This window comes from Tsuneonella sp. CC-YZS046, from assembly GCF_035581365.1.
In the GTDB taxonomy this organism is placed as follows: Bacteria; Pseudomonadota; Alphaproteobacteria; order Sphingomonadales; family Sphingomonadaceae; genus JAWKXU01.
In genome coordinates, this window is the sequence record NZ_CP141590.1 from 516,646 (window position 1) to 541,960 (window position 25,315).

23 protein-coding genes are annotated in these 25,315 nt (G+C 61.1%); 18 read left to right on the forward strand and 5 right to left on the reverse strand.

Annotated features, from left to right (window positions below; all coding sequences use genetic code 11):
• The first annotated feature begins 25 nt into the window (after positions 1-25).
• Genes U8326_RS02550 through U8326_RS02560 form a run of 3 tightly spaced genes read left to right on the forward strand, consistent with a single transcriptional unit; the run spans position 26 to position 2,529 of the window.
• The gene (locus U8326_RS02550) at positions 26-1,201 is read left to right on the forward strand and encodes an acetyl-CoA C-acyltransferase (RefSeq protein ID WP_324742144.1); all 1,176 of its coding nucleotides are present in this window, start codon (positions 26-28) and stop codon (positions 1,199-1,201) included.
• Positions 1,202-1,250: 49 nt separating this feature from the next.
• Complete coding sequence (locus tag U8326_RS02555) at positions 1,251-2,000, forward strand: glucose 1-dehydrogenase (protein ID WP_324742145.1); 750 nt, start codon at positions 1,251-1,253, stop codon at positions 1,998-2,000.
• Entirely contained in the window at positions 1,978-2,529 is a 552-nt protein-coding gene (locus tag U8326_RS02560) for a MaoC/PaaZ C-terminal domain-containing protein (protein ID WP_324742147.1), read from the forward strand. The genes U8326_RS02555 and U8326_RS02560 overlap by 23 nt, the downstream gene beginning before the upstream one ends.
• Positions 2,530-2,714: 185 nt before the next feature.
• Here U8326_RS02560 and U8326_RS02565 read toward each other — a convergent pair whose 3' ends face one another.
• From U8326_RS02565 to U8326_RS02585, 5 genes are all read right to left on the reverse strand, one after another.
• Positions 2,715-3,233 carry a nitroreductase/quinone reductase family protein gene (locus U8326_RS02565; RefSeq protein ID WP_324741420.1) on the reverse strand — a complete coding sequence of 173 codons (519 nt, stop codon included), beginning with the start codon at positions 3,231-3,233 and terminating at the stop codon, positions 2,715-2,717.
• 50 nt (positions 3,234-3,283) lie between these two features.
• Positions 3,284-4,042: an SDR family NAD(P)-dependent oxidoreductase gene (locus tag U8326_RS02570; protein WP_324742148.1), complete on the reverse strand. Its 759-nt coding sequence runs from the start codon at positions 4,040-4,042 to the stop codon at positions 3,284-3,286.
• Positions 4,043-4,084: 42 nt separating this feature from the next.
• Complete coding sequence (locus U8326_RS02575) at positions 4,085-4,774, reverse strand: EthD domain-containing protein (protein ID WP_324742150.1); 690 nt, start codon at positions 4,772-4,774, stop codon at positions 4,085-4,087.
• Between the two features lie 88 nt (positions 4,775-4,862).
• Positions 4,863-7,241 carry a TonB-dependent receptor gene (locus U8326_RS02580; protein WP_324742151.1) on the reverse strand — a complete coding sequence of 793 codons (2,379 nt, stop codon included), beginning with the start codon at positions 7,239-7,241 and terminating at the stop codon, positions 4,863-4,865.
• Positions 7,242-7,352: 111 nt separating this feature from the next.
• Positions 7,353-8,276: an SMP-30/gluconolactonase/LRE family protein gene (locus U8326_RS02585; RefSeq protein ID WP_324742152.1), complete on the reverse strand. Its 924-nt coding sequence runs from the start codon at positions 8,274-8,276 to the stop codon at positions 7,353-7,355.
• A gap of 8 nt (positions 8,277-8,284) precedes the next feature.
• Between U8326_RS02585 and U8326_RS02590 the strand changes: the two genes are divergently transcribed.
• The 15 genes from U8326_RS02590 (at position 8,285) to U8326_RS02660 (ending at position 25,303) form a co-directional block, all read left to right on the forward strand.
• Positions 8,285-8,440, forward strand: coding sequence for a hypothetical protein (locus U8326_RS02590; RefSeq protein ID WP_324742153.1), 156 nt, complete (start codon positions 8,285-8,287; stop codon positions 8,438-8,440).
• A 247-nt stretch (positions 8,441-8,687) separates the two neighbouring features.
• Positions 8,688-9,329 (forward strand): TetR/AcrR family transcriptional regulator, encoded by a 642-nt coding sequence (locus U8326_RS02595; RefSeq protein ID WP_324742154.1) that lies wholly within the window; start codon positions 8,688-8,690, stop codon positions 9,327-9,329.
• A gap of 201 nt (positions 9,330-9,530) precedes the next feature.
• Positions 9,531-11,135, forward strand: a complete 1,605-nt coding sequence (locus U8326_RS02600) for a GMC family oxidoreductase (protein WP_324742155.1) — start codon at positions 9,531-9,533, stop codon at positions 11,133-11,135.
• 53 nt (positions 11,136-11,188) lie between these two features.
• Complete coding sequence (locus U8326_RS02605; protein ID WP_324742156.1) at positions 11,189-11,605, forward strand: TraR/DksA family transcriptional regulator; 417 nt, start codon at positions 11,189-11,191, stop codon at positions 11,603-11,605.
• A 16-nt stretch (positions 11,606-11,621) separates the two neighbouring features.
• A complete protein-coding gene (locus U8326_RS02610; protein ID WP_324742157.1) occupies positions 11,622-11,987 on the forward strand; it encodes a hypothetical protein in 366 nt (121 codons plus the stop codon).
• A gap of 182 nt (positions 11,988-12,169) precedes the next feature.
• On the forward strand, positions 12,170-13,039 hold the full coding sequence (locus tag U8326_RS02615) for a VOC family protein (protein WP_324742158.1): 870 nt from the start codon (positions 12,170-12,172) through the stop codon (positions 13,037-13,039).
• Between the two features lie 40 nt (positions 13,040-13,079).
• The gene (locus U8326_RS02620; protein ID WP_324742159.1) at positions 13,080-14,753 is read left to right on the forward strand and encodes an FAD-dependent monooxygenase; all 1,674 of its coding nucleotides are present in this window, start codon (positions 13,080-13,082) and stop codon (positions 14,751-14,753) included.
• Between the two features lie 344 nt (positions 14,754-15,097).
• Complete coding sequence (locus tag U8326_RS02625) at positions 15,098-18,016, forward strand: monovalent cation/H+ antiporter subunit A (protein WP_324742160.1); 2,919 nt, start codon at positions 15,098-15,100, stop codon at positions 18,014-18,016.
• Positions 18,016-18,360, forward strand: coding sequence for a Na+/H+ antiporter subunit C (locus U8326_RS02630; RefSeq protein WP_324742161.1), 345 nt, complete (start codon positions 18,016-18,018; stop codon positions 18,358-18,360). Before U8326_RS02625 ends, U8326_RS02630 begins: the two co-directional genes overlap by 1 nt.
• On the forward strand, positions 18,357-19,979 hold the full coding sequence (locus tag U8326_RS02635) for a monovalent cation/H+ antiporter subunit D (RefSeq protein WP_324742163.1): 1,623 nt from the start codon (positions 18,357-18,359) through the stop codon (positions 19,977-19,979). Before U8326_RS02630 ends, U8326_RS02635 begins: the two co-directional genes overlap by 4 nt.
• Entirely contained in the window at positions 19,976-20,458 is a 483-nt protein-coding gene (locus U8326_RS02640) for a Na+/H+ antiporter subunit E (RefSeq protein ID WP_324742165.1), read from the forward strand. Before U8326_RS02635 ends, U8326_RS02640 begins: the two co-directional genes overlap by 4 nt.
• The gene (locus U8326_RS02645; protein WP_324742166.1) at positions 20,455-20,736 is read left to right on the forward strand and encodes a K+/H+ antiporter subunit F; all 282 of its coding nucleotides are present in this window, start codon (positions 20,455-20,457) and stop codon (positions 20,734-20,736) included. The genes U8326_RS02640 and U8326_RS02645 overlap by 4 nt, the downstream gene beginning before the upstream one ends.
• Complete coding sequence (gene mnhG / locus U8326_RS02650; protein ID WP_324742167.1) at positions 20,733-21,104, forward strand: monovalent cation/H(+) antiporter subunit G; 372 nt, start codon at positions 20,733-20,735, stop codon at positions 21,102-21,104. Before U8326_RS02645 ends, mnhG begins: the two co-directional genes overlap by 4 nt.
• A 49-nt stretch (positions 21,105-21,153) precedes the next feature.
• Positions 21,154-22,461 carry an acetyl-CoA hydrolase/transferase family protein gene (locus U8326_RS02655; RefSeq protein ID WP_324742168.1) on the forward strand — a complete coding sequence of 436 codons (1,308 nt, stop codon included), beginning with the start codon at positions 21,154-21,156 and terminating at the stop codon, positions 22,459-22,461.
• A gap of 160 nt (positions 22,462-22,621) precedes the next feature.
• Positions 22,622-25,303, forward strand: coding sequence for an HAD-IC family P-type ATPase (locus U8326_RS02660; RefSeq protein WP_324742169.1), 2,682 nt, complete (start codon positions 22,622-22,624; stop codon positions 25,301-25,303).
• The last annotated feature ends 12 nt before the right edge of the window (positions 25,304-25,315 follow it).

The window sequence follows — 25,315 nt, forward strand, 5'->3', positions numbered from 1 at the left end:
GTTGCGAAGTCTTTGGGAGAAAGCAATGAGAAGTGCAGTGATTGTCTCGACCGCGCGGACGCCGATTGGGCGGGCCTATCGTGGGGCGTTCAACGATTTGCCGGCGCCTACCTTGGCATCGCACGCGATCCGGGCGGCGGTGGAGCGGGCTGGAGTGGAAGGCGGCGAGATCGACGATGTAATCATGGGCGCGGCGCTTCAACAGGAAACGCAATATACGATCGGCCGGAATGCGGCGCTTCGAGCGGGCCTGCCGGTGACGGTTTCCGGCCAGTCGATCGACCGGCAGTGCGCTTCCGGGTTGATGGCGATCTCGATTGCCGCGCAACAGGTCATCGTGGATCGGATGGATATCTGCGTGGCCGGCGGGGTCGAGTCGGTTTCCCGTGTCCAGACCAGGGAACTGCGAACGACGCAGGACCCTGAACTCGCGGCGATGGTTCCAACCGCTTACATGAACATGTTGCAGACCGCCGAAGTGGTGGCGAAGCGCTACAACGTATCGCGCGACGTGCAGGACGAATACGCGTTCCAGTCTCAGCAGCGCACCGCTGCGGCGCAGGCGGCAGGCGCCTTCGACGACGAGATCGTGCCTGTCACGGCCACGATGCTGGTGACGGACAAGGAAACCAAGTCAGTGTCCCGGAAGGAAGTCACGCTCGCGAAGGACGAGGGCAATCGTCCTGACACGAAGCTGGAAGGTCTTCAGGGCCTGCCGCCGGTGATGGGGCCGGAGGGTGTGATCACGGCCGGCAATGCGAGCCAGCTTTCGGATGGCGCGTCCGCTTGCGTGGTGATGGAAGAGTCCGTCGCACAGGCAAGAGGGCTGCAACCGCTTGGCCGGTATGTGGGCATGGCGGTGGCGGGCACCGATCCGGATGAAATGGGGATCGGCCCGGTATTCGCGGTGCCGAAGCTGCTCAAGACCTTCGGCCTGTCGATGGACGACATCGGCCTGTGGGAACTCAACGAGGCCTTTGCGGTGCAGGTGGTCTATTGCCGGGACCGCCTGGGCATTCCCAATGAGCTGATGAATGTGAATGGGGGCGCGATCTCCATCGGCCATCCCTACGGCATGTCGGGTGCGCGGATGGCCGGGCATGCCCTGATCGAGGGCAAGCGCCGTGGCGTCAGGCACGTCGTGGTCACCATGTGCGTCGGCGGCGGAATGGGTGCCGCGGGCCTTTTTGAAGTCCTTTGAATGGGCCTTGCCTCAACAGCGCGAGGTCATTCGAGGCTGGGATAATCGTATGGGACGGCTGCAAAACAAGATCGCAATCGTAACCGGGGCGGCGCAGGGCATGGGCGAGGCCATCAGCCGCCGCTTCGTCGCGGAGGGAGCGCGAGTGGCCCTGTGTGACATCAATCTCGATGCCACCGAGAAGCTCGTCGCCGAACTAGGCGAGGGGGCGATTGCGGCTCGGTTGGATGTCTCTGACAATGACGACTGGCTCCGCGTGGTTGCGTTGGCCAGAAGCAGCTTCGGATGCGTGAATATCCTGGTCAACAATGCCGGCATTACTGGCCCGACGAAGGGGCTGCTCGATCTCGACGAGGAAGACTTCCTGAAAGTTTGCAGCGTTAATCAGACCGGGGTTTTTCTGGGTATGCGCGCTGTAGTTCCCTCGATGCTGGAAGACGGAGGTGGAGCAATCGTCAACATCTCGTCAATCTCTGGCCTCCTGGCTAACTACGGAACGAACAACGCTGCTTACGCCGCCAGCAAGTTTGCGGTCCGGGGGCTTACCAAATTTGCGGCCATAGAGTTCGCCGAGCGGAACATCCGCGTGAACTCCGTCCATCCAGGTTACACGCGAACTCCCATGCTGACCGCATCGCTCAATGACGAACAGATTGAAATGGCCGCGAAAAACATTCCCTCGAAGCGCGTTTGCGAGCCGGAGGAAATAGCAAGTCTGGTGGTGTTTCTGGCTTCGGATGAAGCTCCCTACATCACGGGAAACGAGCACATAATAGATGGCGGATACACAATCGTCTGACGAACCTTTGGTTCAGGATGCAATCGCCATTGCAAAAATGGAACGGCAAATCATGTCACGAGAATTTATAGATCCGCCGGTCAAATGGTTCGAGGATTTTGAGCTGGGTGACGTGATGACCACTCGGGGGCGCACCATAGACATTGGCGATATTACTACCTTCGCTGGTCTGACGGGCGATCATTATCAATTGCACACGGATGGAGCGTTCATGGAATCCAACCGTTTCGGCCAGCGGATCGCCCATGGCGCGCTGACCTTTTCCATTGCGATCGGGCTTTTCGTCCTCGGCAACTTCTATGGAAATGCTATCGCCGCGATGAAGGAAATTTCCGGCCTGGTCGCTACGAAGCCGGTCTTTCCCGGCGATACCCTGCATGTCGTCGCCACGGTCATTGGCCATGAGGCAACCGGCCCCAAATATGGAACATTGGCCATTGCCTATTCGGTCCGGAACCAGCGGGACGAGGAGGTTATGACCTTTGTCCAGACGACGCTCGCTAAACGCCGTCCGGAGGAGGCGAGCTGAGAGATCAGGATTCCTATTGTGCGGCAGCTATTCAGGCCGGAAATCCTATGGATACTGGCCTCATTTCAATGAATTAGAGTGATTTCGAAGCAAGTGGAGTCACTTGCTGGCTCGGAAATCACTGACAACAGGTAAATTACAAACTCGTTCCGGTTCAACCGGGACCGGAACGAGTCCAAGGCCGGTCAGAGCGTGACGCCTTCGGGCAGGTCGAGAGCCACCACCGGGATCTCCCGCTGGCAGCGCGACTGGTATTCCGCCTGGGCGGGCTGCTCCCTGGTGATGAAATCCCAATAGGGCTTGCGCGCTTCGCCGGTGATGACCCGCGCGGTCGCCTCGGAGCCATTGGCCCCTACCTGAATGCGGCACTGCGGATTCGCTTCAAGGTTGAGGAACCACACCGGCGGCTCTTCCGTGCCGCCGCGCGAGGCCACGATCAGGATATCGCCGTTGAAGCGGTAATATTGCAGCGCCGTGTTGCGCCATTCGCCGCTCTTGCGGCCAAGGTGGTGCAGCAGCAGGCACGATACCGGGCCGCCCGGAGTGCCGATCGCGATCGGGTCCCAGTAATGCGCCGCTTCCGGATCGGTGAGATATTGCTGCCGGTGCTTCTCCAGCTCTTCCTTCACCAGATCCGGCAGAGCCTTGAACTCATCCTTCGCGAAATTCGTTGCCCGAACCTCATCCATCTTCCCAGACGACATAGTATTGCTTCCTCTTCAAAAATCCCGGGTTGCGGCGTCTCTTGCTCTGTTCAGACCGAGTAACCGCCATCGACCAGCATGGGTGTTCCGGTCATAAAGGACGACAGGTCGGACAGCAGGAACATCGCGGCATTTGCGATCTCATATGTCTCGCCAAAGCGCCCGATGACATGACGGCTGCGCAAGCCTTCGACAGCCTTTGCGAATACAGGGTCCTCATTCATCAAACCCTTGGCCATAGGGGTCATGACAAGTCCGGGGCAGATCGCGTTGACCCTGATATTGAGCGCGCCACCGTCACAAGCCGCGGCACGCGTCAAACCGACCACGCCATGTTTCGCCGCCACATAGTCCGAGGCATTGATCTGCCCGCGAACTCCCGCCGCAGAGGCCGTATTGACGATCGCTCCGCCGCCGCCGTCCTTCATTGCGAGAAATTCGTGCTTTACGCAGTAGAAAACCCCGACAAGGTCGACGCCGAGAACTGCGTCAATGTCTTCTGCGGTAAGCTCATGGATCGGTTTGCTGCGCATTTCTATGCCGGCATTGTTCATCGCGCCATGCAATCCACCGAAATGACGAACCGCGGCCGCTACGGCGTCGGCCACACTTTGCTCATCGGTCACTTCGCAAGGATGGAAGATCGCTTTCCCGCCTGCATCGCGAATTTTCCGCGCAACTGCTTCGCCTGACTGCTCGTTGCGGTCCGTAACCAGGACATGGGCGCCGTTGGCGGCAAAAACCTCTGCGCAGGTCTGGCCGATACCGGAACCCGCCCCGGTAATGAGAATACTCTTTCCTTCAAGCATGTCTAATTCCAACCATTTCATGGAGACGAGTTAGCAAGGCCTTCAAATCCAGCGTTCGGCATTCGCCAGCAAAGTCACCGAATTCCCTGCCCTTTCCAGGAACTCGCGAAACACGGCCGGTTTTGCTTCCACGGCTCGATGAAACACGGTGCGGCTGGGCCACCATAATTCCTGAACACCCAGGAAGCTGGGAGATTCTCCGTGAAAATCCCGGAAAGGATGGCAGCGCACATGCCGGAGCGCTCCCAATTCCAAACCGATTTCCTTGTCGTCGGGCGAAGCCCAATCCGGGTTGCCGTCAGGCGGGATAAAGTGAAGGAGCTTCACCGAGGTGGGGCGATTTGCCGGATTCCACAGTTCGTCTCCGGGGTGCAATCCTATTTCCTGCCGCGGCCCCGATGTAACGACTTCCTCTTCGCCGATGAAGAATTCTAGCCGTTCCATGTCGATAAAAATGGGCTCATCTTCCAAGATGTATTTTTTGATGATCCGCTCGGTTCTGAAATTGTTTATGTCCTCAAGATTATCCATCCAGACTTCCGCGACTGCCTCAAAAACGTTCTGATCGCTCCCCAGCTTGTCGGTGTGAATCTGGTGGCTTTGGACGTAAGCGCGCATCGTCGTGACATTTCGTCCCATGGTGCCATGCGGATGACGATAATAGTCGTGAAATTCCTCGGACGTCAGTTCCGGCTTGCGCGGAATGAGTCCAAAAAGCTTATAGCTCGCCATTTTGGTTGATCCTTGATCCTGAATTATATCTTCGCTCTTGGACAAGAGCGGCGGGTTCCCTCAGGAAGCCCGCCACATCCCGAATTACCTAGATCTTCATTCCCAAGGTCACGCCGTATTCCGCGGGACGTCCGGCATAGCGAACGACTGTATCGTAGGATTGGTTGACGTTGATCCAGTAGTATTTGTTGGTGACGTTCTTGCCCCAGAAGGTGAGGCGCCAGCGCTCATCCGCGCTTGTGAAGCCGGCGTTGAGATCCAGGATGGCTCGTCCCTTGATCTTGTATTCTTCTTTTTCAGCCTCGGTCAGCTTGAGCGTGCCGATTGTCTTCGTCTGTGCGCTGAGATTGGCGCCGAAGAAGGCATTCAGGCTGTCGCTGACCGGGAAGGTATAATCGAAGGCCGCATTCATTTGCCATTTGGGAGCGAAGGGCAGCCTCACTCCCGAAAAATCCGCGAGGATCGGAACGAGAAGGCCATCTTCGACGCGCGAGCCGACCACGCCCTCATACCTCTTCACCTTTGCATCCAGATAAGTGGCTGCCAGCGAAACGTTCAATCCACGCACCGGCCGGACGCTGAACTCCGCTTCGGCGCCCTTGATGGTTGATTTGGGAACATTGACGAGGCCGTCGAGCGGGCCAAAAATGGGATCGATGATCTTGGCCCGTAGCTGCTTGTCCTGATAGTCGTAATAGAAGGCCGCGCCGTTCAGCATCACCTTTCCGCCCGCGCCAGTCCATTTGAAACCGGCCTCATAGTCGAGAAGGGATTCTTGCGTGACCGGACGATACTGATCCCAGGTCGCTGCACCCGCGATGGGATAGCTGCCCGCCTTGTAGCCTTTCGAGACGTTGGCATAGAGCAACAGCCCGGGCATGGGTTTGAAATCCGCGCCAATGCTCCAGGACGTGCTGCGCTCGGTAAGTTTGTCCGTGAACAGCCCTGCCTGGCAGGTGGCTGGATCGATCGAAATCGAATTTGTGCCCGTGATGGGAATATATGTGGTGCCTGGGCAGCGCACAGGCACATACAAAGTGGGCCATACGTAATTGAAGAAGTAGTTGATGCCCACATTTTCAAAGCCGGGCTGAGCCGGCGGTTCTATGTCGCCGGGAACCTGCGAGGTTGCGAGGGCCACTCTGCGTTGGGCTTCGGTATACCGGATGCCGCCCTTCAGCGTAATATGATCGGTGACGTCGAATTCAAGATTTGCGAACGCCGCATAGTTTTTCATATTCTGGTTGGAAATGGACCGCGCGGCAGTGAAACCTTGCTGATAACCCGACGAGTGATCCTCGTAATGGGTGTCGAAGAATTCTTTCGTCTTGGTGTTCTCATAATTTGCGCCAAGGACCCAGCGATAGGGCAGGCCGCTTCCGCCGCCTTGGAGCCTGAGTTCCTGACTGAAGCTCTTTACGCTGCCCTTGTTCTGCAGAATATCGAGGTCTTCGTAGAAAGTGCCGCCACCTTCTGTCCGGTTATCCAGCTTGAAGTCGATGTAAGAGCTGAGGGAAGTCAGCGTGATCGTATCGGCCAGTTGATAGTCGATACGTCCGATCGCCTGCTTGAAACGGTTGTTTTGATAGGGGCCAAGCTCCGGGTTCCAGTCCGCGGCCCGGATCTTCTTCGGGGCGAGTTCCGCGTTCAGGAAGGGCATGTCGGGGCCGATGCAGCCACCGAAGCCGCAGGTGCCCACCGGATTCTGCAGTTCGATCTTCTGGACCTGCGGGGCTATGGTGTCCGAACGATCCTTCCAGGCATTGAGGTTGAGGGAAACGGTCAGCCGGTCGGTCGGCTTCCAATCGAGCAGCAGGCGGCCCGCAAGAGTATCCGTTTTCCCGTTCGTCGCATCGCGGGTGTAGCTCTTCTGCCATCCATCGCTCTGGACGGTCTTCACGGCCAGGCGAGCATTCAACGTATCGCTGATCGGCCCGCTGACAAACCCGCTCGCTTCGATGGCGTTAAACCGCCCGTAGCCCAGGTTGAGCCCCGCATGGAATTCGTCCGTAGGTTTTGCCGCGACGAAGTTGATCGCGCCGCCGGTCGCATTGTTCCCGAACAAAGTGCCCTGCGGGCCTTTCAGCACCTCCACGCGCTCAAGGTCGAATGCGGTCAGCGCGGAAAGCACCGGCAGCGGCAGTGGCGCCTGGTCGATATAGGTGGTTACGTCCGGGTATGCGGCCAGGGACAATTCATAGAAACCCACGCCGCGCAGCGTATAGACCGGCTTGCTTTCAGGGCTTTGGCTGAAATTGAGGCCGGGCACGGCCATCGCGAGATCCGCGACATTGTTGATCCGCTTGTTTGCCAATGTTTCGCCACTCAACGCAGTAACCGTAAGGCCAACATCCTGAAGCCGCTGTTCGCGCTTGTTGGCGGTGACGACAATTTCGCCGGCGGTGATTTCGGAGCTTGCCGCGGGAGCTTCCTGCGCAGAGGCCGTTCCGCCGTAGAGGAGCAACATGCCCAGTGCAGCCTGGCTTGCGCCTTGCAGAGCAGTTGACCGATTAGAGTATTTTCTATTTTTCAACATCCTGACACCCTTCATGAGATGGACATTATTTTGGAAATTTTTCTATTTAAATTGGTAGCTTAGGTGGGACTTGGCCAAGCCCTTGGCTCGAAACAGCCAGGCGCCGCCACCGCGATCATGATCGTTTGCGCAGATGATCAGTTCGTCCGTGCCGGGTATGAGCACGGGATGAGTGGTGCGAAGCATATGCCCCTGCTCCCGCCCCGGAACGAGCACTTGGGCAACAGGCACACCCGATGGGTTGAAGATCAGAACTCTGCCTTGCTCATACATGGCGACATAGAGATTGCCCGCAGCGTCGATGCAGCACGAGTCCGGCCCTAAATGGCCGGTGAAGCGGTAGGGGATGCAGGTGCCATAAGGTTCGGCGGATACCCGGTCGGCGGAAAGTTCCACCAGATGCAGGCGGTTGGCGTTTGTTTCTGTGACCCAGAGGCTTCTTTCATCGACTGAAAGCGCCACGCCGTTAGGGCCGGCCATGTTGGGCATTACTGTCTTGATCTCGCCGCCGTCGGCTGGAGCGTAATAAACTCCTCCGGTTGGCCGCAGCGCCTCCCCAACGAAATCGGTAAAGTAAAAGCCGCCGGTTGAATCAAACACCATGTCATCGACCGTATATCCTTCCACCTCCACATTCGGGTTGGAGCCGTCAGGCGCCATCGAAAGGATGCGGCCGTCGGTGAAATTCCCGACGCAACAGGCGAACAGTCGGCCATCCTTGTGAATTTTGATCGCTGTGGGCATCAGGCCCGCCGCAGTCTCGATCGTCCGCAGCTTCCCGCTTGCCATATCCATTACGAAGATCGTGCCGCCGAAAACTTCCACAAAGTGGAGAGAGCCATGCCGATCGAAGCACAACCCTTCGAGTTGCAGGAAATCTCCTGAAATCTGCCTCCAGGGATCGGCGGTCATCGTTGGCAGGATGCGTTCCACTGGCGGAATGGAGAATCCCGCCTCTTTCGCCATATCTTGATATGGCGAATGAATATTATGCTGTGGCAAATGCTGATCCATTTCAGGCAATGGGATTATTTGAGAATATGACGATGCGTTCCGATCCGGCCGGGCTGGAGGCCCGTGGTCATCGGCGCATCGAGCGGCTCGACCCGGATTCCGCGGCTTGCAACTAAGGGCGGTCAATCGCGCGGTATTCCTCGCCGCATGCAAATGCGCGCACCCCATATGCGGACACTCCCAAAACCAAGCCAAGGATTTTTATCAAGTCACGACTTGGTTTGACTAACATCTGAAAGATTGTCAACCCTCTCGCCTTTGCTGCTAATGCGGCAAATGGACTGCTAATGCGGCAAATGGAACCCTGGGGGCGCTCGCGAAGGCATTGCGATCGTTGGATGGTGGGTGAACGAAGGAAGCGAGATGACCGGGCTTCGGGAAAAGAAAAAGAGCAATAATAGAAGGAAGATCGTAAAATCCGCCAAGTCTCTCGTAAGATCCATGGGTTCCACGGAATTCACCATGAAGGAGCTTGCGGCCAAGGCGGGATTAAGCACGTTTACGGTGCATCAGTATTTTAGGACAAAATCCAGTATTATCTTCAATGTTCTAATGGATGTGCTGGACGATATAAAAACAGGACCTCTGCCGGTAAATCCTTCTGCTGATGAGGTTATTGATTATTTTATGGAATTTGGGGATTCGCCCGTCGATCTCTACCTGGAAAATGAAGAATTTTACCGCGCGATACTGGGCCATTTCATGAGCGATCATGAGCAGGCTCAGCGGCTTGAGTATCAGGAAAAGGCTCGGAGTTATTGGAAATTCGCGGTTTCCAGTCTCAAGAAATTCAACGTATTCTCTCCAGATTTAAATGAAATGGATATAATCAGGGCTGTGCAGATCAGCTTTACTGGGGTGATGGAAATGTGGGTGCATTACGAACTCAGCTCTTCCCAGCTCAGATCGCAGATCAGGTCTGTCCTCGCCTTGAATCTCATTGCCTGCACGACAGAGGAATGCAGAGAGAAACTGTATAATATAGTCCGTGAAAGCAGGTATTAGAGTGGAGGGGGTGCTCCAGCGTTTGAGCATACTGCGTGCGGGCAAGGACCCTGCTCGGCGATCCCGATAATCTCGAGCCTTCCCGATGGCCCCGGCTATGGCCGCATGCTTTATGCGATTGCAATGTTCGGCTGCCGGTGGGAACAGAACGTTGCCTGACGACGCTCGGGCAGTTCATCATCTGCGCTGAGAAAGAATTCCATGCTTATCGACCTGCACAAACATCCCGAGGCTGAAATCGGGGGCGGCGATGTCTGCATCATCGGCGCCGGCGCCGCAGGTATCACCGTGGCGCGAGCGCTCGCCCAGGAAGGGCATTCGGTCATCCTTCTCGAAAGCGGCGGCTTCGATTTTGAACAGGCCACGCAGGATCTTTATCGGGGCAGCAATGTCGGGATGCCCTATTACGATCTGGATCAGGCGCGCTTGCGCTTCTTTGGCGGCACCGTTTCGATCTGGGGGGGGCGCTGCGCGCAATTGGATGCCATAGATTTCGAGCGCCGGGATTGGGTGGCGCACAGCGGCTGGCCAATCAGCAAGTCCGATATCGAGCCTTACTATGCCCGCGCGCACGAATTTTTCGAGTTGGGCGAGTTCAACTATAGGGATCGCATCTGGGATGCGCTGGGCGTCACTGCACCGGGGTTCGATCGGGATGCCATCGATGCCGTCCTTTGGCGCTTCGATGAAAAGACCGATCGGTTCGTCGCAAGCCACACCAGCGATGTGACGAATTCACCGTCAATCCAGGTCGTGCTTCATGCCAATGCCGTCAACATCAAGTCTGGCCCCGATGCCCGCACCGTCGAGGGGGTGGAAGTGAAGACCCTGAACGGCACGGTGCGGCAGGTGAAGGCGAAACACTATGTGCTCGCTTGCGGGGCGATCGAGAATTCGCGCCTGCTGCTGGCCTCGAACGATGTCGAAGTGAATGGGCTGGGCAATGGCCATGACCTGGTCGGTCGGTATTTTATGGAGCATCCGACCGGGCGGATCGGGAAGATCGAGACGCAGACGCCCTATGAACTCTGGGCGCTGTTCCAGAAGCGTTTCATGCGCTCCGGCCCTCCGCTGGCGCCGGCTCTCCGGCTGGGGGATGCGACCCAGCAGCGGGAACAGGCGCTGAACAGCATCATCACCTTCAAGCTCCAGCGGGACCCCCGCCATGGCGTCGCCCTGGGCAACAAGATCTACCATAACCTTAAGCATTCGATTTCACCGGATAGCCGCGGGCGCGCACTCGATCATGCCTACCGGGCCATTCGGGCGTGGTTCCATCGCGAAATGCGGAACTGGGTGGAAAAGATGCGCGCCAAGGCGGGCATGACCAGCCTCTATCTCATCACTCGCGGCGAACAGGCCCCCAATCCCGATAGCCGGATCGTCCTGTCTCATGAACGCGACAGCCTTGGAAGCCAGCGGGCCGATCTCGACTGGCAGTTGAGCGGCCTGGACAAGCACACCGCGAAAGTGATCGCCAAGACGTTCGATGCCGAGTTTCGCCGTCTGGAAATGGGCGCGATCAAGCCGGGCCAGTGGCTGGATGATCCCAGCCCGCAGTGGCCGGAAGATCTGACCGTCGGAAATCATCCCCTGGCCAATTATCATCAGGTTGGCGGCACGCGCATGAGCGATTCACCCAAGAGCGGCGTGGTGGATGCCAATTGCCAGGTGCATGGATACGAGAATCTGTTTGTTGCCGGCAGCTCGGTGTTTCCCACAAGCGGCTGGGCAAATCCCACGCTGACGATCGTGGCGCTGGCCATGCGTTTATCCGATCACCTCAATTCCAAACTGAAGGCGTGACCGGATATTGCCCGTTTGCGCCATGATGCTGGGTGATTCCGCGATCCTGGGCGTTGGCATGGCTCTCGCCAGGGCAGCGCTTCCTTGTTGCGGTAGCGCAGCCCTTGCTATCTAGATGGGACGAATTGGATATGGAGTGCGCAATGCCTGATACCGCCGAAGCCAAATCCCGCCTTGAAGCGCAGCTTGCCGAACTCAAGGGGCGGCTGGACCGCATTGGGGAAGCCTTGGCCGAGCCGCTCAACCCCGACTCTTCAGAGCAGGCGGTGGAGATGGAGGATGATGCTTCGCTGGAAGGAGAGGGGGCGTTGATCACGCGCGAAATCGCCTCGGTCCAGCGCGCGTTGATCCGAATTGAAAACGGCACCTATGGCGAATGCGTGCGGTGCGGAACCGCAATTGCTCCCAAGCGTCTCGAAGCCCGGCCGGAAGCGGCCCTGTGCATCGAATGCGCAAGCCGGGAGCAATGACGAGGACAACCGGAATATGAGGATTGTTCCGTCGTCTCTCCACACTATCAAACGTTCGGTCATTGCCTGTATCGCCGTTGCGATACTCGGATTGTTGAGCATGGGCGCATTGGGCGGCGGGCTGTATTACGCGGCCTATCCCCTATTGGCGCCGTTCTTCGGGAACCCCGATGACTGGCATGGCGATTGGGTGTGGCCCACCATGATCCTTGCCGGGATGTTCTGGTCGCTGAGCTTTCCTGTCGCAGGGTATCTCAATCATTGCCTGGTTCTTCGCCGCTATACGCCTGGCCTGCGGCGCGCGGCATATGCTTGCGTCCTGTGGCTTGGGGCAGCGATATGCTGGGCGCTCCTGCTCGGCGGACCGCTCCGCATTTCCTGACCCTAGGCCGAGCCTTGCGCCCCGGCGACGTCAGCCGGGTTCAGGACAGGCACTTGGGGCATGACAGTCCTGCCTTTGCGGAAGGCAAGGCAATTCATGAACCCTTTGGCCATTCTTGATCTCAATCAATGCAGCGGGAGCGAATATAACTGACCTATTGGTCAGTTAATGGGAGTGCGCATATGGACAAGCCGAAGCTGAGGCTCGGTTATGCGGGGTTTCGCGGCGATGTTGCGGCCTGGGAAAGTTTCGGAACCGGGATATTCGGCCTGCAGGCGTGCCGGCAGGATGGCGAATTGCGCTTCCGGGCGGACCAGCGCGCCTGGAGAATCGCGGTTCGCGAGAGCGAGGAGCCGGGTTGCGATTACATCGGGCTTGAGGTGGATACGCACGAGGCGCTGGATGGAATTGTCCGGCGCCTTCGCCGGCAGGGATACCGCGCCGAGCAGGACCCGGCCCTGGCGCAGGCGCGCGATGTCTATCGCCTTGTCAGGACCGAAGCGCCCGATGGAACCCGGGTGGAACTGTTCGTCGGCGGGCTGACGCTTTCGGAGCCTTTCGCTTCGCCCACGGGCGCGCGTTTCATTACCGGCGATGCGGGGCTGGGCCATGTGCTTCTTCTGGTCCCCGATCTGGACGCCGCGCTCACTTTCTTCGTCGATGCCATCGGCCTGAGGCGGACCGATTCGATAGAGGTCGTGCCGGGGTCGGACGGCCATTTCCTCAATGGCGGGAAGCGCCACCATGTCGTCGCGCTGGCGCATATCCCGGGGGTTGCGGGCTTCGATCACATCTATCTGGAAGTCGACCGGATGAGTACGGTGGGCCGGGCCTGGGACAAGGTCATGGCCGGGGCCGCGCCGGTCGGGCGCTCGCTCGGGCAACATGCCAACGATCCGGCACTATCCTTCTACGCCGTTTCGCCATCCGGCTTCCTGTTCGAATACGGTTACGGATCGACCCTGATCGAAGACCCGGAAAGCTGGGTCGAGACCCGTTGGGAGTCCGCCTATCTCTGGGGCGGCACTTTCGGCAGCCACGCTATCCGCTGAGCCGCTTTTCCACCCCCTTCCTTCCATCGAGAGAACGCATATGCCCCAGCCGATCGAAGTTCCCGTGCTTATTGCCGGCGGAGGGCCGGTCGGCCTGACCATGGCGGCCGAGCTTGCCCACTATGGAATTCGCTCGCTGCTGGTGGAGCGCAATCCGTCGACCACCCGCCATCCGAAAATGGACCTGACCAATGGCCGGGCGATGGATCTGTTCCGCCGCGTCGGCCTTGCGGAGAAGCTGCGCGAGGCGGGCGTTCCCCTCGACAGCAATTATGACATAATCTGGGCAACGGACCTGAAGCCCGGCTCGCATGAATTGCACCGCTTTTGCTATCCGTCCAACCGCGTTGAATATTGGCGGCGGCGGAATCGAAACGACGGGACGCTCTCCCTAGAGCCGCCGCTGCGGGTCAGTCAGATCCTGATCGAGCCGATCATCCGCGAATTTGCTGAAAGCAAGCCGGAAGCCGATGTCCGCTTTTCCTGCCGGCTCGAAAGTTTCACCGAAGAGGCGCAGGGCGTCACCGCCATGATCGTCGATGAAACGACCGGCGTGAAGCAGGAGGTTCGAGCGCGGTATCTCGTGGCCTGTGATGGCGGAAACAGCACGGTCCGCGCGCAATTGGGCATTGGCAGCGAAGGCAATCTTGGCGCCGCGCACATGTATCTCGTCCATTTCCGCTCGCGCGATTACGAATTGCTGCGTCAGTTCGGCCAGGGCTGGCATTATCAGACCTGGTGGGGCCAGATTGTCGCGCAGGACGATATTCAGGAATGGACGCTTCATGCCCTGGTCCCGCCGGACGAAGGTTTCGAAGCCATCGATCCGCGAAAGCTCGTGGTGGACCTCATGGGCCGGGATTTCGACTTCGAGATTTCGGTCGCCAATCCGGTGACGCTCAATTACCAGGTGGCGCATCAATACCGCGCGGGGTGCGCTTTTCTGGTTGGCGACGCGGCCCATCAATTCGTGCCTACGGGCGGCTACGGCATGAACACGGGTATTCCCGAAGCCGCCAATCTGTCGTGGAAGATCGCCGCCGCATTGCAGGGCTGGGGCGGCGAGGGGTTGCTCGATTCCTATCATGACGAACGCCACCCGATCGCCCGCATTTCCAAGGCCACGTCCGAACGGCATCTCGGCATCCGCGCCGCAATATACCGGCTCTATCAGCAGGCGGGCGAGCTTGGCGGGGATGATGCGCAATCCCATGCGTGCCGGCTCAGGCTGGGGCGGGAGATCGCCAGGCTGGGCAATATCGAGAACGAGGCCTGGGGAACGGAGCAGGGCTATCGCTACGATGCGTCCCGGGTTGTCGTGGACGAGCCGGGCTATCCGCCCGCATTCGATATGCTGGCGGTCAAGCCCTCGACCTGGCCGGGCAGCATCCTGCCGCATATGTTCCTGGCCGACGGAACGGCGGTTTACGATCATCTGGGCAAATGGTTCACGCTTCTGGTGCTGGAGGATCGCGATACCGGGCCGATCGAAGCCGCCGCCAGCAAGATCGGGCTGCCGCTGGAGATAGTGCGCATCCGCGATGCCGATATCCGGCAAGTCTATCGGAAGGCGCTGATCCTTGTCCGGCCGGACCAGCATGTGGCCTGGCGCGGAGATGTCCTGCCCTCGGGCGCGGAAGAAGGAGCGTGGCGGAAGGGCGAGGTGATCGACAGCTGCAAGGAACTGCTCGACAAGGTTCTGGGGCGATTCTGATCGGCGAAGTCACTGATGACGGGGCAGGGGTAATCCGTATTGGGCGGGAGAGGCTGGCCCTGTATTTCGACCGAGGCCAAGGCCCTGCCGCCCTCTTGTCGGATGCTTCCTGAAGCAGCCGCGATCTCTCCTGGATTTGGATCGAATGGACAGGCGAGCAATGCCCCCGTGCTGCCCCGGCAGGGACCAGCCGGGCGCCCAGCCGGACGCACCGTGGCACTGTGAATATTTTCGCATATACGGCCTTGCCCTGTCCGGCCAAAGTCAACCATAAGGGTCGAAACCACGAGGCAATCCACCAGCACGCAAAAAGGGACACTTCACAGCCGATGGCCGATACATGGATGCTGTTGGTTGTTCTGGCCCTTCCTTTCCTGGGAAGCTTGATCGCTGCCTTCCTGTCCACAATGGGGCGGAACCGGGCGGCTGGACTTGCCGGACTGACCGCGGTTGCCGGCGCGGCCATCATCGCCGGTTTTTATCCTTCCATGTCGGACGGCGGGGTCCTGCGCCTGGAGCTTCCGTGGCTCCCTTCGCTCGGATTGAACCTCACTCTCCGTCTCGACGGCTTCTCCTGGCTGTTCGCTTTCCTGATCCTTGCCATCGGCGCGCTGGTTTCGCTCTATGCGCGCTATTACATGTCCTCCGAGGACCCTGTTCCCCGCTTTTTCTCCTTCCTGTTGGCGTTCATGGGCTCCATGCTGGGCATGGTCCTCTCCGGCAATCTCATCCAGATCACCTTCTTCTGGGAACTGACCAGCCTCTTCTCCTTCCTGCTGATCGGCTACTGGCATCACAACCAGAGCGCCCGCGACGGCGCGCGCATGGCGCTCATCACGACCGCCGCCGGCGGTGTCTGCCTGCTGATCGGCTTCCTGCTGCTCGGCCGGATCGCGGGAAGCTATGACGTGGACCAGGTCCTCGCTTCCGGGGACGCGATTCGCGGCGATCCGCTCTATGTGCTCACGCTGATCCTGATCCTGCTGGGGGCCTTCACCAAGAGCGCGCAGTTCCCGTTCCATTTCTGGCTGCCGCACGCCATGGCCGCGCCCACGCCGGTATCCGCCTATCTCCATTCGGCCACCATGGTGAAGGCGGGCATCTATGTGCTCATCCTGCTGTGGCCGGTTCTTGCCGGGACCGAAACCTGGTATCTGATCGTCACGACCACCGGCCTCGCCACGCTGCTCGTGGGGGCATGGTCGGCGATCTTCCAGCAGGATCTCAAGGGGCTGCTGGCCTATTCCACCATCAGCCATCTCGGGCTCATCACCCTGCTCCTCGGGCTGGGCAGCCCGCTGGCGGCGGTGGCGGCGATCTTCCACACGGTCAATCATGCGACTTTCAAGGCCTCGCTGTTCATGGCCGCCGGGATCATCGACCACGAAACGGGCACGCGCGACCTGCGCAAGCTGAGCGGGCTGGCCCGCTTCATGCCGATCACCGCGACATTGGCGATGGTCGCCGCCGCGGCCATGGCGGGCGTTCCGCTGCTCAACGGCTTTCTGTCGAAGGAAATGTTCCTGGCCGAAGCGCTGGAGTCGCACAGCAACACCGTGCTCGATCAGCTGCTCCCCTATCTGGCGACGCTGGCAAGCGCATTCAGCGTGCTCTATTCGCTGCGCTTCATTCATCAGGCCTTTTTCGGCCCCGCGCCCGTCGATCTCCCCCGCCAGCCCGAAGAGGCGCCACCCTGGATGCGCCTGCCGATCGAGGTACTGGTGCTTGCCTGCCTGCTGGTCGGGATCATACCGGCGCTGACGATAGGCCCATTCCTGGCGACGGCGGTCGATGCCGTGCTGGGAGACAGGACGCCAAGCTACAGCCTTGCGGTCTGGCACGGTTTCAGCCTGCCCCTGCTTATGAGCGCGACGGCGCTGGCCGGCGGCGTCCTTCTCTATGTGCTGTTCGGGCCGCGGTTGAACGCCATCGAGCGTTCGCCGCTTATCGGATATATCAAGGGGCGGCGCACCTTCGAGGCTGTCCTGGCCGTGATCGTGAATTGCGCGCGGATTCTGCAGGGGCTTCTCGGCACGAGGCGATTGCAGGTCCAGCTGCGGCTGCTGGTCGGCACCGCGCTGGTCGTCGGTGTGCTCCCGTTCCTGAACCTCGGATTCGACCGGGTTCGTTCACCCGGCACGCTGGTCGATCCCGTATTCGCCGTCGTCTGGATATTGGGCGGGGCCAGCGCCATCGGCGCGGCATGGCAGGCGAAATTCCACAGGCTCGTCGCGCTTGTGCTGGTGGGCGTCGCGGGTCTGGCAACCTGCATCAGCTTTATCTGGCTATCGGCGCCCGACCTCGGGCTTACCCAACTGCTGGTCGAGGTCGTCACTCTCGTCCTGCTCCTGTTGGGGCTGCGCTGGCTGCCGCAGCGCCTGCCTGACTTCTGGCCGGAAGATCGCACGCCCTTCCGCGTTCTCTTCCGGCGCGGCGGCGACCTGCTGCTGGCGATGCTGGGCGGGTTGGGCGCCGCCATCATAAGCTACGCCATGATGACGCGCCCGGCGCCGGACAGCATCTCGCGCTATTTCATCGAGCGGGCCTATCCGGAGGGCGGCGGCACCAATGTCGTCAACGTCATTCTGGTGGACTTCCGGGGTTTCGATACATTGGGCGAAATCACGGTGCTCTGCATCGTTGCGCTGACCGTCTTCACGCTGCTCCGCCGGTTCCGTCCCGCCCCGGAGAGTATCAAGCTGCCGCACCAGCAACGGCGGCAGAACGCTTTCGACGACGCGCACGAGGACCGGGAACGCGGCGACACGGTCAGGCACTATCTGCTCGTCCCCCGCGTCATCATGGAATGGCTCTTTCCGGTCATCCTGACCTTCGCGCTCTATCTTCTGGTCCGGGGGCACGATCTTCCGGGCGGGGGCTTTGCCGGTGGCGTTGCCGCCTCGATCGCCATTCTCGTCCTCTATATGGCGAGCGGCACGCGCTCGGTGGAAGCGCGCCTCAATGTGCAGCCGGTGCGCTGGATCAGCGCGGGCCTGTTCTGCGCGGCCGCGACGGGGGCCGCATCGTGGTTCTTCGGTTATCCCTTCCTGTCGTCATACGCGCGCTATCTCGAGTTGCCGGTCATCGGAGCGATTCCCATAGCGAGCGCCCTGCTGTTCGATATCGGGGTCTTCGCGGTCGTCATCGGCTCGACCGTTCTCATCCTGATCGCGCTTGCTCACCAGTCGATCCGGTCGCCGAGAGGGAAAAGGCCGCCCGGAGAACTTGCCCCCAATCCCGTCGGCAGCGAGGGGAGCGGCTGATGGAGATCGTGCTTTCGCTCGCCATCGGCATTCTGACGGCTTCGGGGCTGTGGCTGCTGTTCCGCCCTCGCACCTTTCAGGTCATTCTCGGGCTTTCGCTGCTGTCCTATGCCGTCAATCTCTTCATCGTCGCCGCCGGACGGCTGCGCACCGATGCGCCGCCGATCGTGGGCAAGGATACGCCCGCTGATTCTGCGCTTTATGCCGATCCCCTTCCGCAGGCGCTGGTGCTGACGGCCATCGTCATCTCCTTCGCGACCACCGCGCTGCTGCTGGTCGTGCTGCTGGCGTCGCGCGGCCTGACCGGCACCGACCATGTCGATGGCGAGGAAGACGATTCATGACCGGCTGGATTCAGCATCTGATCGTTGCGCCCATCGTCCTGCCGCTGATCGTCGTCGCGATAATGCTCGCTTTCGACGAGCGGCGGCGAGAGCTGAAGCGGGTGCTCGGCCTGTCGACGACAGTGGCGTTGATCGCCATATCCGCGCTGCTTTTGTGGCTCGTGGCCGGTCATCCCGAAGCGGGGATCGAGCCTGGCCCGCATGTCTATCTGCTGGGCGACTGGCCGGCGCCGTTCGGAATCGTGCTGGTCGTCGATCGGCTGTCGGCGATGATGCTGCTTCTCACCAATCTGCTGGGTTTCACCTCGCTGTTCTACGCGCTGGCGCGGTGGGATCGTTCCGGGCCGCGTTTCCATGCCTTGTTCCTGCTGCTGCTGATGGGCGTTAACGGGGCCTTCCTGACCGGCGACATCTTCAACCTGTTCGTCTTCTTCGAAGTGCTGCTGGCGGCTTCCTACGGGCTTATTCTCCACGGCTCGGGAGCCATGCGCACAAGCGCGAGCCTGCATTATATCGCAATCAATATCGCCACTTCGCTGCTGTTCCTGATCGGGGTGGCGATGATCTATTCCGTGACCGGCACGCTCAACATGGCGGATCTGGCGAGCCGGATCGCGGCGGTTGCGCGAGAGGATCTGGTGTTGGTTGAAAGCGGCGCGGCCATCCTGGGCGTTGCCTTTCTCGTCAAGGCCGGCATCTGGCCGCTGAGCTTCTGGCTGCCGAGAACCTATGCGGCGGCCGCCCCGCCCGTGGCAGCGCTGTTCGCGATCATGAGCAAGGTCGGCATCTACATCATCCTGCGCCTGTCTTCGCTGCTGTTCGGCGATGGATCGGGCGGCGCGGCGGGCTTTGCCGACCAATGGCTCGTCTATGCGGGGCTGGCGACGATTGTGTTCGGCACCATCGGGATATTGTCGGCCAGGTCGCTCACCCAGGTGGCGGGCCATTATGTGCTGGTTTCCTCGGGCACCCTGCTGGCCGCGATCGGCATCGGCGGCCAGGCCCTGACGGCGGCGCTGCTCTTCTATCTGGTCAGTTCGACGCTGGCCGTAAGCGCGCTCTACCTCATCATCGAGCCGGTCGAGCGCAACGCGGACGAAGAGGACATGATCGCCGGCATCGCCGAGCCGGTATTCGACGACGAATATACCGGCGCGCTCGAGGAAGACGAGAGCGAGATCGGCGTGGTCATTCCCGGAACGATCGCGATTCTGGGCGGCGGCTTCATCTTCTGCGCTCTGCTGCTCGCGGGCCTGCCGCCGCTGTCCGGCTTCATCGCCAAATTCGCTATCGTCGATGCTCTGTTCCAGGCGCCTGTCATAGCGCCAACCAGCTGGATGCTGATTGCAGTGGTCGTCTGTTCGGGGCTGGCGACGCTGATCGCAATGACCCGGGCGGGGATCGACCTGCTCTGGACGCCCGCCGATGACGCGCCGGCGCGGTTGAGCCTTATCGAGGTGGCCCCGATCGGATTTCTGCTGGCGGTCTGCCTGGCCCTGATGGTCGGAGCAGGGCCGATGATGGCCTATATGGAAGGGACCGCCGCCGCTCTGCGCGATCCGGCAGGCTATATCGACGCCGTTGGGCAGGCTCCTCGCTTCGGTGAGGTGGCGCCGTGACCCGCCTGCTGCCCTATCCGCTGCTGTCGCTCGCGCTGCTCGTCATGTGGCTGCTACTGACGGGCTTCTCGCCCGGTCATCTTCTTCTCGCCGCCGTAGTCGCCCTGGTTGTTTCGCGCGCCATGCTGGCGCTCAAGCCCGAAAAGCCCAGCATTCGCTTCGGTTGGGGAATGGTGAAGCTGGCGATGATCGTGCTTGCGGATATCATACGGTCGAACATCGCCGTCGGGCGGATCGTGCTGTTCCGCCCGCCCCAGCGCCGCTCCGGCTTCATCCATCTGCCGATCGAGATGCGCAGCCCCTATGGGCTGGCTGTGCTCGCGGTTATCATCACGGCCACCCCTGGAACGCTCTGGTTGCAACATGACATTCAGCGCAACATGATACTCATTCACGTCCTCGATCTGGTCGACGAGGAGGAATGGATCAGGCTGATCAAGCATCGTTATGAGCGGCTGCTTATGGAAATCTTCGAATGAGCATGCTCATCCTTGCATTCATCATCACCTTTTCGCAGGTGCTGCTCGGCATCGCCATGGGCTGTGCGACCTTCCGCGTCCTGCGCGGCCCGCGCGCGCATGATCGGGTGCTTGGCCTGGACACGCTTTATGTCAACGCGATGCTCCTCCTCCTGACCTACGGAATCCAGACCGGCCGCACGCTCTATTTCGAGGCCGCCCTGGCGATCGGATTGCTTGGCTTTGCCGGCACAGTCGCTCTCGCCAAGTTTCTCATGAGGGGAGAGGTGATCGAATGATACAGGCCCCCGATCTTCCGCTCTGGGCCGCGCTCATCGTTGGCATGATGGTCCTGCTCGGCGCGACCATCGCCCTCATTGGCTCGATCGGGCTGGTCCAGCTCAAGAGCTTCTATGACCGGGTCCACGCGCCCACATTGGGCGCCACGCTCGGCACCGGCGCTATCCTGATCGCCTCGATCATCTGCTTCTCCGTGCTGCGCAGCCGGCCCGTGGTGCATGAGATCCTGATTGCCGTCTTCGTCACCTTGACGACGCCGGTGACGCTTATGCTGCTGGCGCGTGCGGCGCTCTATCGTGATCGCAGCGAGGGGGCCACGCATGTGCCGACAGACGGTGGCGAGGCAGACGACAGCCTGGCAAGCTGATGATGGTGCGGCGGATGGTCGGATCACGCCGAAGCAGGGATTGAAGCGCATGGTCAGGGATGTCACCGCCGAATATCGCTCCAGGCTCGTCTCCGCCGATGTCGCGGTGGAAGGGATCGCATCGGGCGCGCAGGTGGCGATGGGCATGGCGATCGGGCAGCCGCCGGCCTTGCTCGCGGCGCTGGCGGCCCGGGTCGAGGCCGGCGCGCTGGCGGATCTCCATTTGTGGTATTTCCACTCCATGGCGCATGCCGGGAAAACGATCCTGCGCTATGATCTGCTCGATCGGGTCCGGCCGCACTGCATGTTCATGACCGAGATCGAGCGGGGCCTCATCAAGCAGGCGGCCGCCGACGGGCGCGACGTGATCGACTTCATGCCCTGTGCCTTCAGCGAATCCCCGCGCCTGCTTTCGCAGAGGATCGAACTGGACGCTTTCGTCGCCACCGTATCGCCGATGGACAGCCATGGCTGGTTCACCTTCGGCACCAACAACGATTACGCGACGACCGCCGCGCGCAGCGCCAAGCGTCTGGTTGTCGAGGTCAATCCGAACATGCCGCGGGTGTTCGGCGAATCCCTTCTCCATGTTTCCGAAGTGGACGCGATCGTCGAGAACGACGTGCCGCTGGCGGAGCATGTTCCCCGCCCGGCCTCGCCCGAGGATGAGGTCATCGCGGGAACGATCGCGGGATTGATCGACGATGGCGCCTGCCTGCAGATGGGGATCGGATCGCTGCCCAATGCTGTCTGCGCCAAACTTTCCGGGCACAGACACCTGGGCATCCACACGGAGCTGATGACGCCGGGGCTGGCCGCCCTCATCGAATGCGGGGCCGTGACCAACCAGCGCAAGACGACCTATCGCGGCCGCAGCGTCTTCACCTTCGCGATGGGCGACCGCGCCTTCTACGATCTCCTCCACGACAATCCTTCGATGCACAGCGCGCCGGTCCACATCGTCAACGACCCGCGCCATATCGCCAAGAACGACAATGTCGTGTCGGTCAATGCGACGATCCAGGTCGATCTGGGCGGCGCCTGCAATTCCGAACATCTGCTCGGGCGACAATACAGCGGTTCGGGCGGCCAATTGGACTTCGTGCGCGGCGCGGCGGGGTCGAAGGGAGGCAAGTCGATCATCGCCTGTCATTCGACGGCGAAGGGAGGGGCCGTATCGCGTATCGTGCCCGTGCTGGAAGGGCCGGTGACGACGCCCCGCAACGACACCCATATCATCGTCACCGAATATGGCGCGGTGGACCTCAAGGGCAAGTCGCTGCGCCAGCGCGCCGAGGCCCTGATCGGCATCGCCCATCCGAAGTTCAGGGACGACCTCGCCAGGGCGCTTGGCTGAAGGCCGCGGCCGGTCTTCCATCCGCCAACGGGTTGCGCCCCGCCGGCTTTACCGTAACAATGGCTGTGCAAGCAGACATCGGGAAGCTGAACTGAGCAGTGCCCGCTTTCCATCATGAATACGCCGCGAGAAAAGGAGACGACGCGTTTCTACCGATACCGTGAATATCGCGTCTGCCACCGCCTGGCATGCCGAGCCTGAAGAGCGACTGCTCGCGCTGCTGGGAACTTCCCGAACCGGCCTCGAGCCGGAAGATGCCGCCGGGCGGCTTGCCAAGCATGGCCCCAATGCGCTGCCGGGGGCAAAAACCCTTCACCCGTTTTTCCGCTTCCTCAAGCAATTCCGCAGCGCGCTCATCTATTTTCTGCTTGTCAGCGCCGTGGCGGCGATGCTGCTCGGTCATGCGATCGACGCCACCGTCATTCTCGTGGTCGTCCTGGTCAATGCGATTGTCGGCTTTGCCCAGGAAGGGAAGGCGGAGCAGGCGCTGGACGCCATCAGGAACATGATCGCGCCCCATGCCGTTGCGCTGCGCGCCGGCACCCGCGCCCGGGTGGCGGTGCCGGACCTTGTCCCGGGCGATGTCGTAATGCTGGAGGCAGGCGATCGGGTGCCCGCCGACTTGAGGCTGCTGCGCGCCCGTGGCCTGCTGATCGATGAAGCGGCGCTGACCGGGGAATCGGTCGCGGCCGAAAAGGACGAAGGCGTCATGCCCGCCGATGCTCCTCTCGGAGAGCGGGCGAACATGGCCTTTTCCGGCACGCTGGTGGCAGCTGGCCAGGCCACCGGGGTTGTCGTGGCAACCGGCATGGCCACCGAGATCGGCCGGATCAGCGCTCTGATCCAGTCGGTCGAGACGCTGACGACACCGCTGCTGCGCCAGATCGAACGCTTCGCCCATCGTTTCACCGCTGTCGTTTTCGCTGGCTCGGCATTGCTTTTTGCCTTCGCCGTGGTCGTTCGCTCCTTCGCCTGGGACGATGCGCTGATCGCGGTGGTTGCGCTCGCGGTAGGCGTGATTCCGGAAGGGCTGCCCGCCGTCATCACCATCACGCTGGCGATCGGCGTCAGGCGCATGGCCGGCCGCAACGCGGTGATCCGCAAGCTGCCCGCCGTCGAGACGCTGGGCGCGACCTCGGTCATCTGCTCGGACAAGACCGGCACGCTCACCCGCAACGAGATGACCGCGCGGCAGGTCGTGGCGCCCACCCACAGGCTCCTTGTCGGCGGCTCCGGCTACGCGCCCAAGGGCGAAATCGTCGCGCAAGGCACGGATGACGATGCCGAGGCGCTTGCCGTTGCGCTGCCGGTGCTTCGTTGCGGCTTGCTGTGCAACGATGCGCATTTGCGGGAGACTGCCGGCCAATGGGCGGTGGACGGCGATCCCATGGAAGGCGCGCTGGTCGCTTTGGGAATGAAGGCTGGCCTCGATCCTTCCCATGTCCGGGGCGAATGGCCGCGTCTCGACGAAATTCCGTTCGATGCCGCCCATCGCTTCATGGCTTCGCTGCACCGGGCGCCGACGGGCGAGGCGGTCGCTTTCGTCAAGGGAGCGCCCGAGGCGCTGTTCGCCATGGCCGCGCGCCCGCTCGATCTCGAATTCTGGAATGCCCGTATCGCCGAGGCGGCCGACGAGGGCGAGCGCGTGCTCGCCTTCGGCATGAAGCGCCTGCCGGACGGCACGAAACGCCTGCGCTTCGCGGATATTGCTGAGATCGAGCTGCTCGGCATCGTCGGCTTCATCGATCCCCCCCGCCCGGAGGCGATGGCGGCCATCGCCGAATGCCGGTCGGCCGGGATACAAGTGAAGATGATTACCGGCGACCATGCCGCTACCGCGCTTGCCATATCCCGCCAACTGGGCCTCGCCGACGATCCCCAGGCGGTCACCGGGGCGGAGATCGACGCCGTGGATGACGGCGGCCTCGAAGCGCTGGTTCAGCGGGTGTCCGTCTTCGCCCGCACCAGCCCCGAGCACAAGCTGAGGATCGTGCGCGCGCTTCAGGCGGATGGCGCAATCGTGGCGATGACCGGGGATGGCGTCAACGATGCGCCATCGCTCAAGCAGGCCGACGTCGGCACCGCGATGGGCCGAAAAGGCACCGAAGCCGCGAAGGAAGCGGCTGAAATGGTGCTGCTCGACGACAATTTCGCGTCGATTGTCAGCGCCGTTCATGAAGGGCGCACCGTTTACGACAATATCCGCAAGGTCATCGCCTGGACGCTTCCGACCAATGGCGGCGAGATGCTGGCGGTGGTGCTGGCCATCTTCATCGGCTTCGCGCTGCCGATGACGGCGACCCAGATATTGTGGATCAATCTCATCCTTTCGGGCACGCTCGGCCTCGTGCTCGCCTTCGAGCCGTCCGAGCCGGGGGTGATGCGTCGTCCGCCCCGCCGGCCGAATGCGCCTTTGCTCTCGCCTTTCCTGCTGTGGCGGGTGCTCGTCGTCTCGGTGCTGCTCGCCGGTGTATCGCTCGGCGTTTTCTTCCATGCGCTGGGTCAAGGACGCGACATCGAGACGGCGCGCACAATGGTCGTCAACATGCTGATCGTGGGCGAGATATTCTACCTGTTCAATGTGCGGTATCTGCATATGGGCTCTATCAGCTGGCGGGGCGCGCTCGGCACGCCGGCGGTATTGGCCGCGATTGTGGCGGTCGTGATCGGCCAGCTCGCCTTCACCTACCTGCCGGTCATGAACGACATCTTCGAAAGCCGCCCGCTCGCGCTGGCCGACGGCCTGCTGATCGTCGCGACCGGCGCCGCGCTGATGATGCTCCTCGAAGGCGAGAAGCTGCTGATGCGGAAACTCGGATGGTTCGAGGAGCTTCGGGAATGATAAGCGTACAGC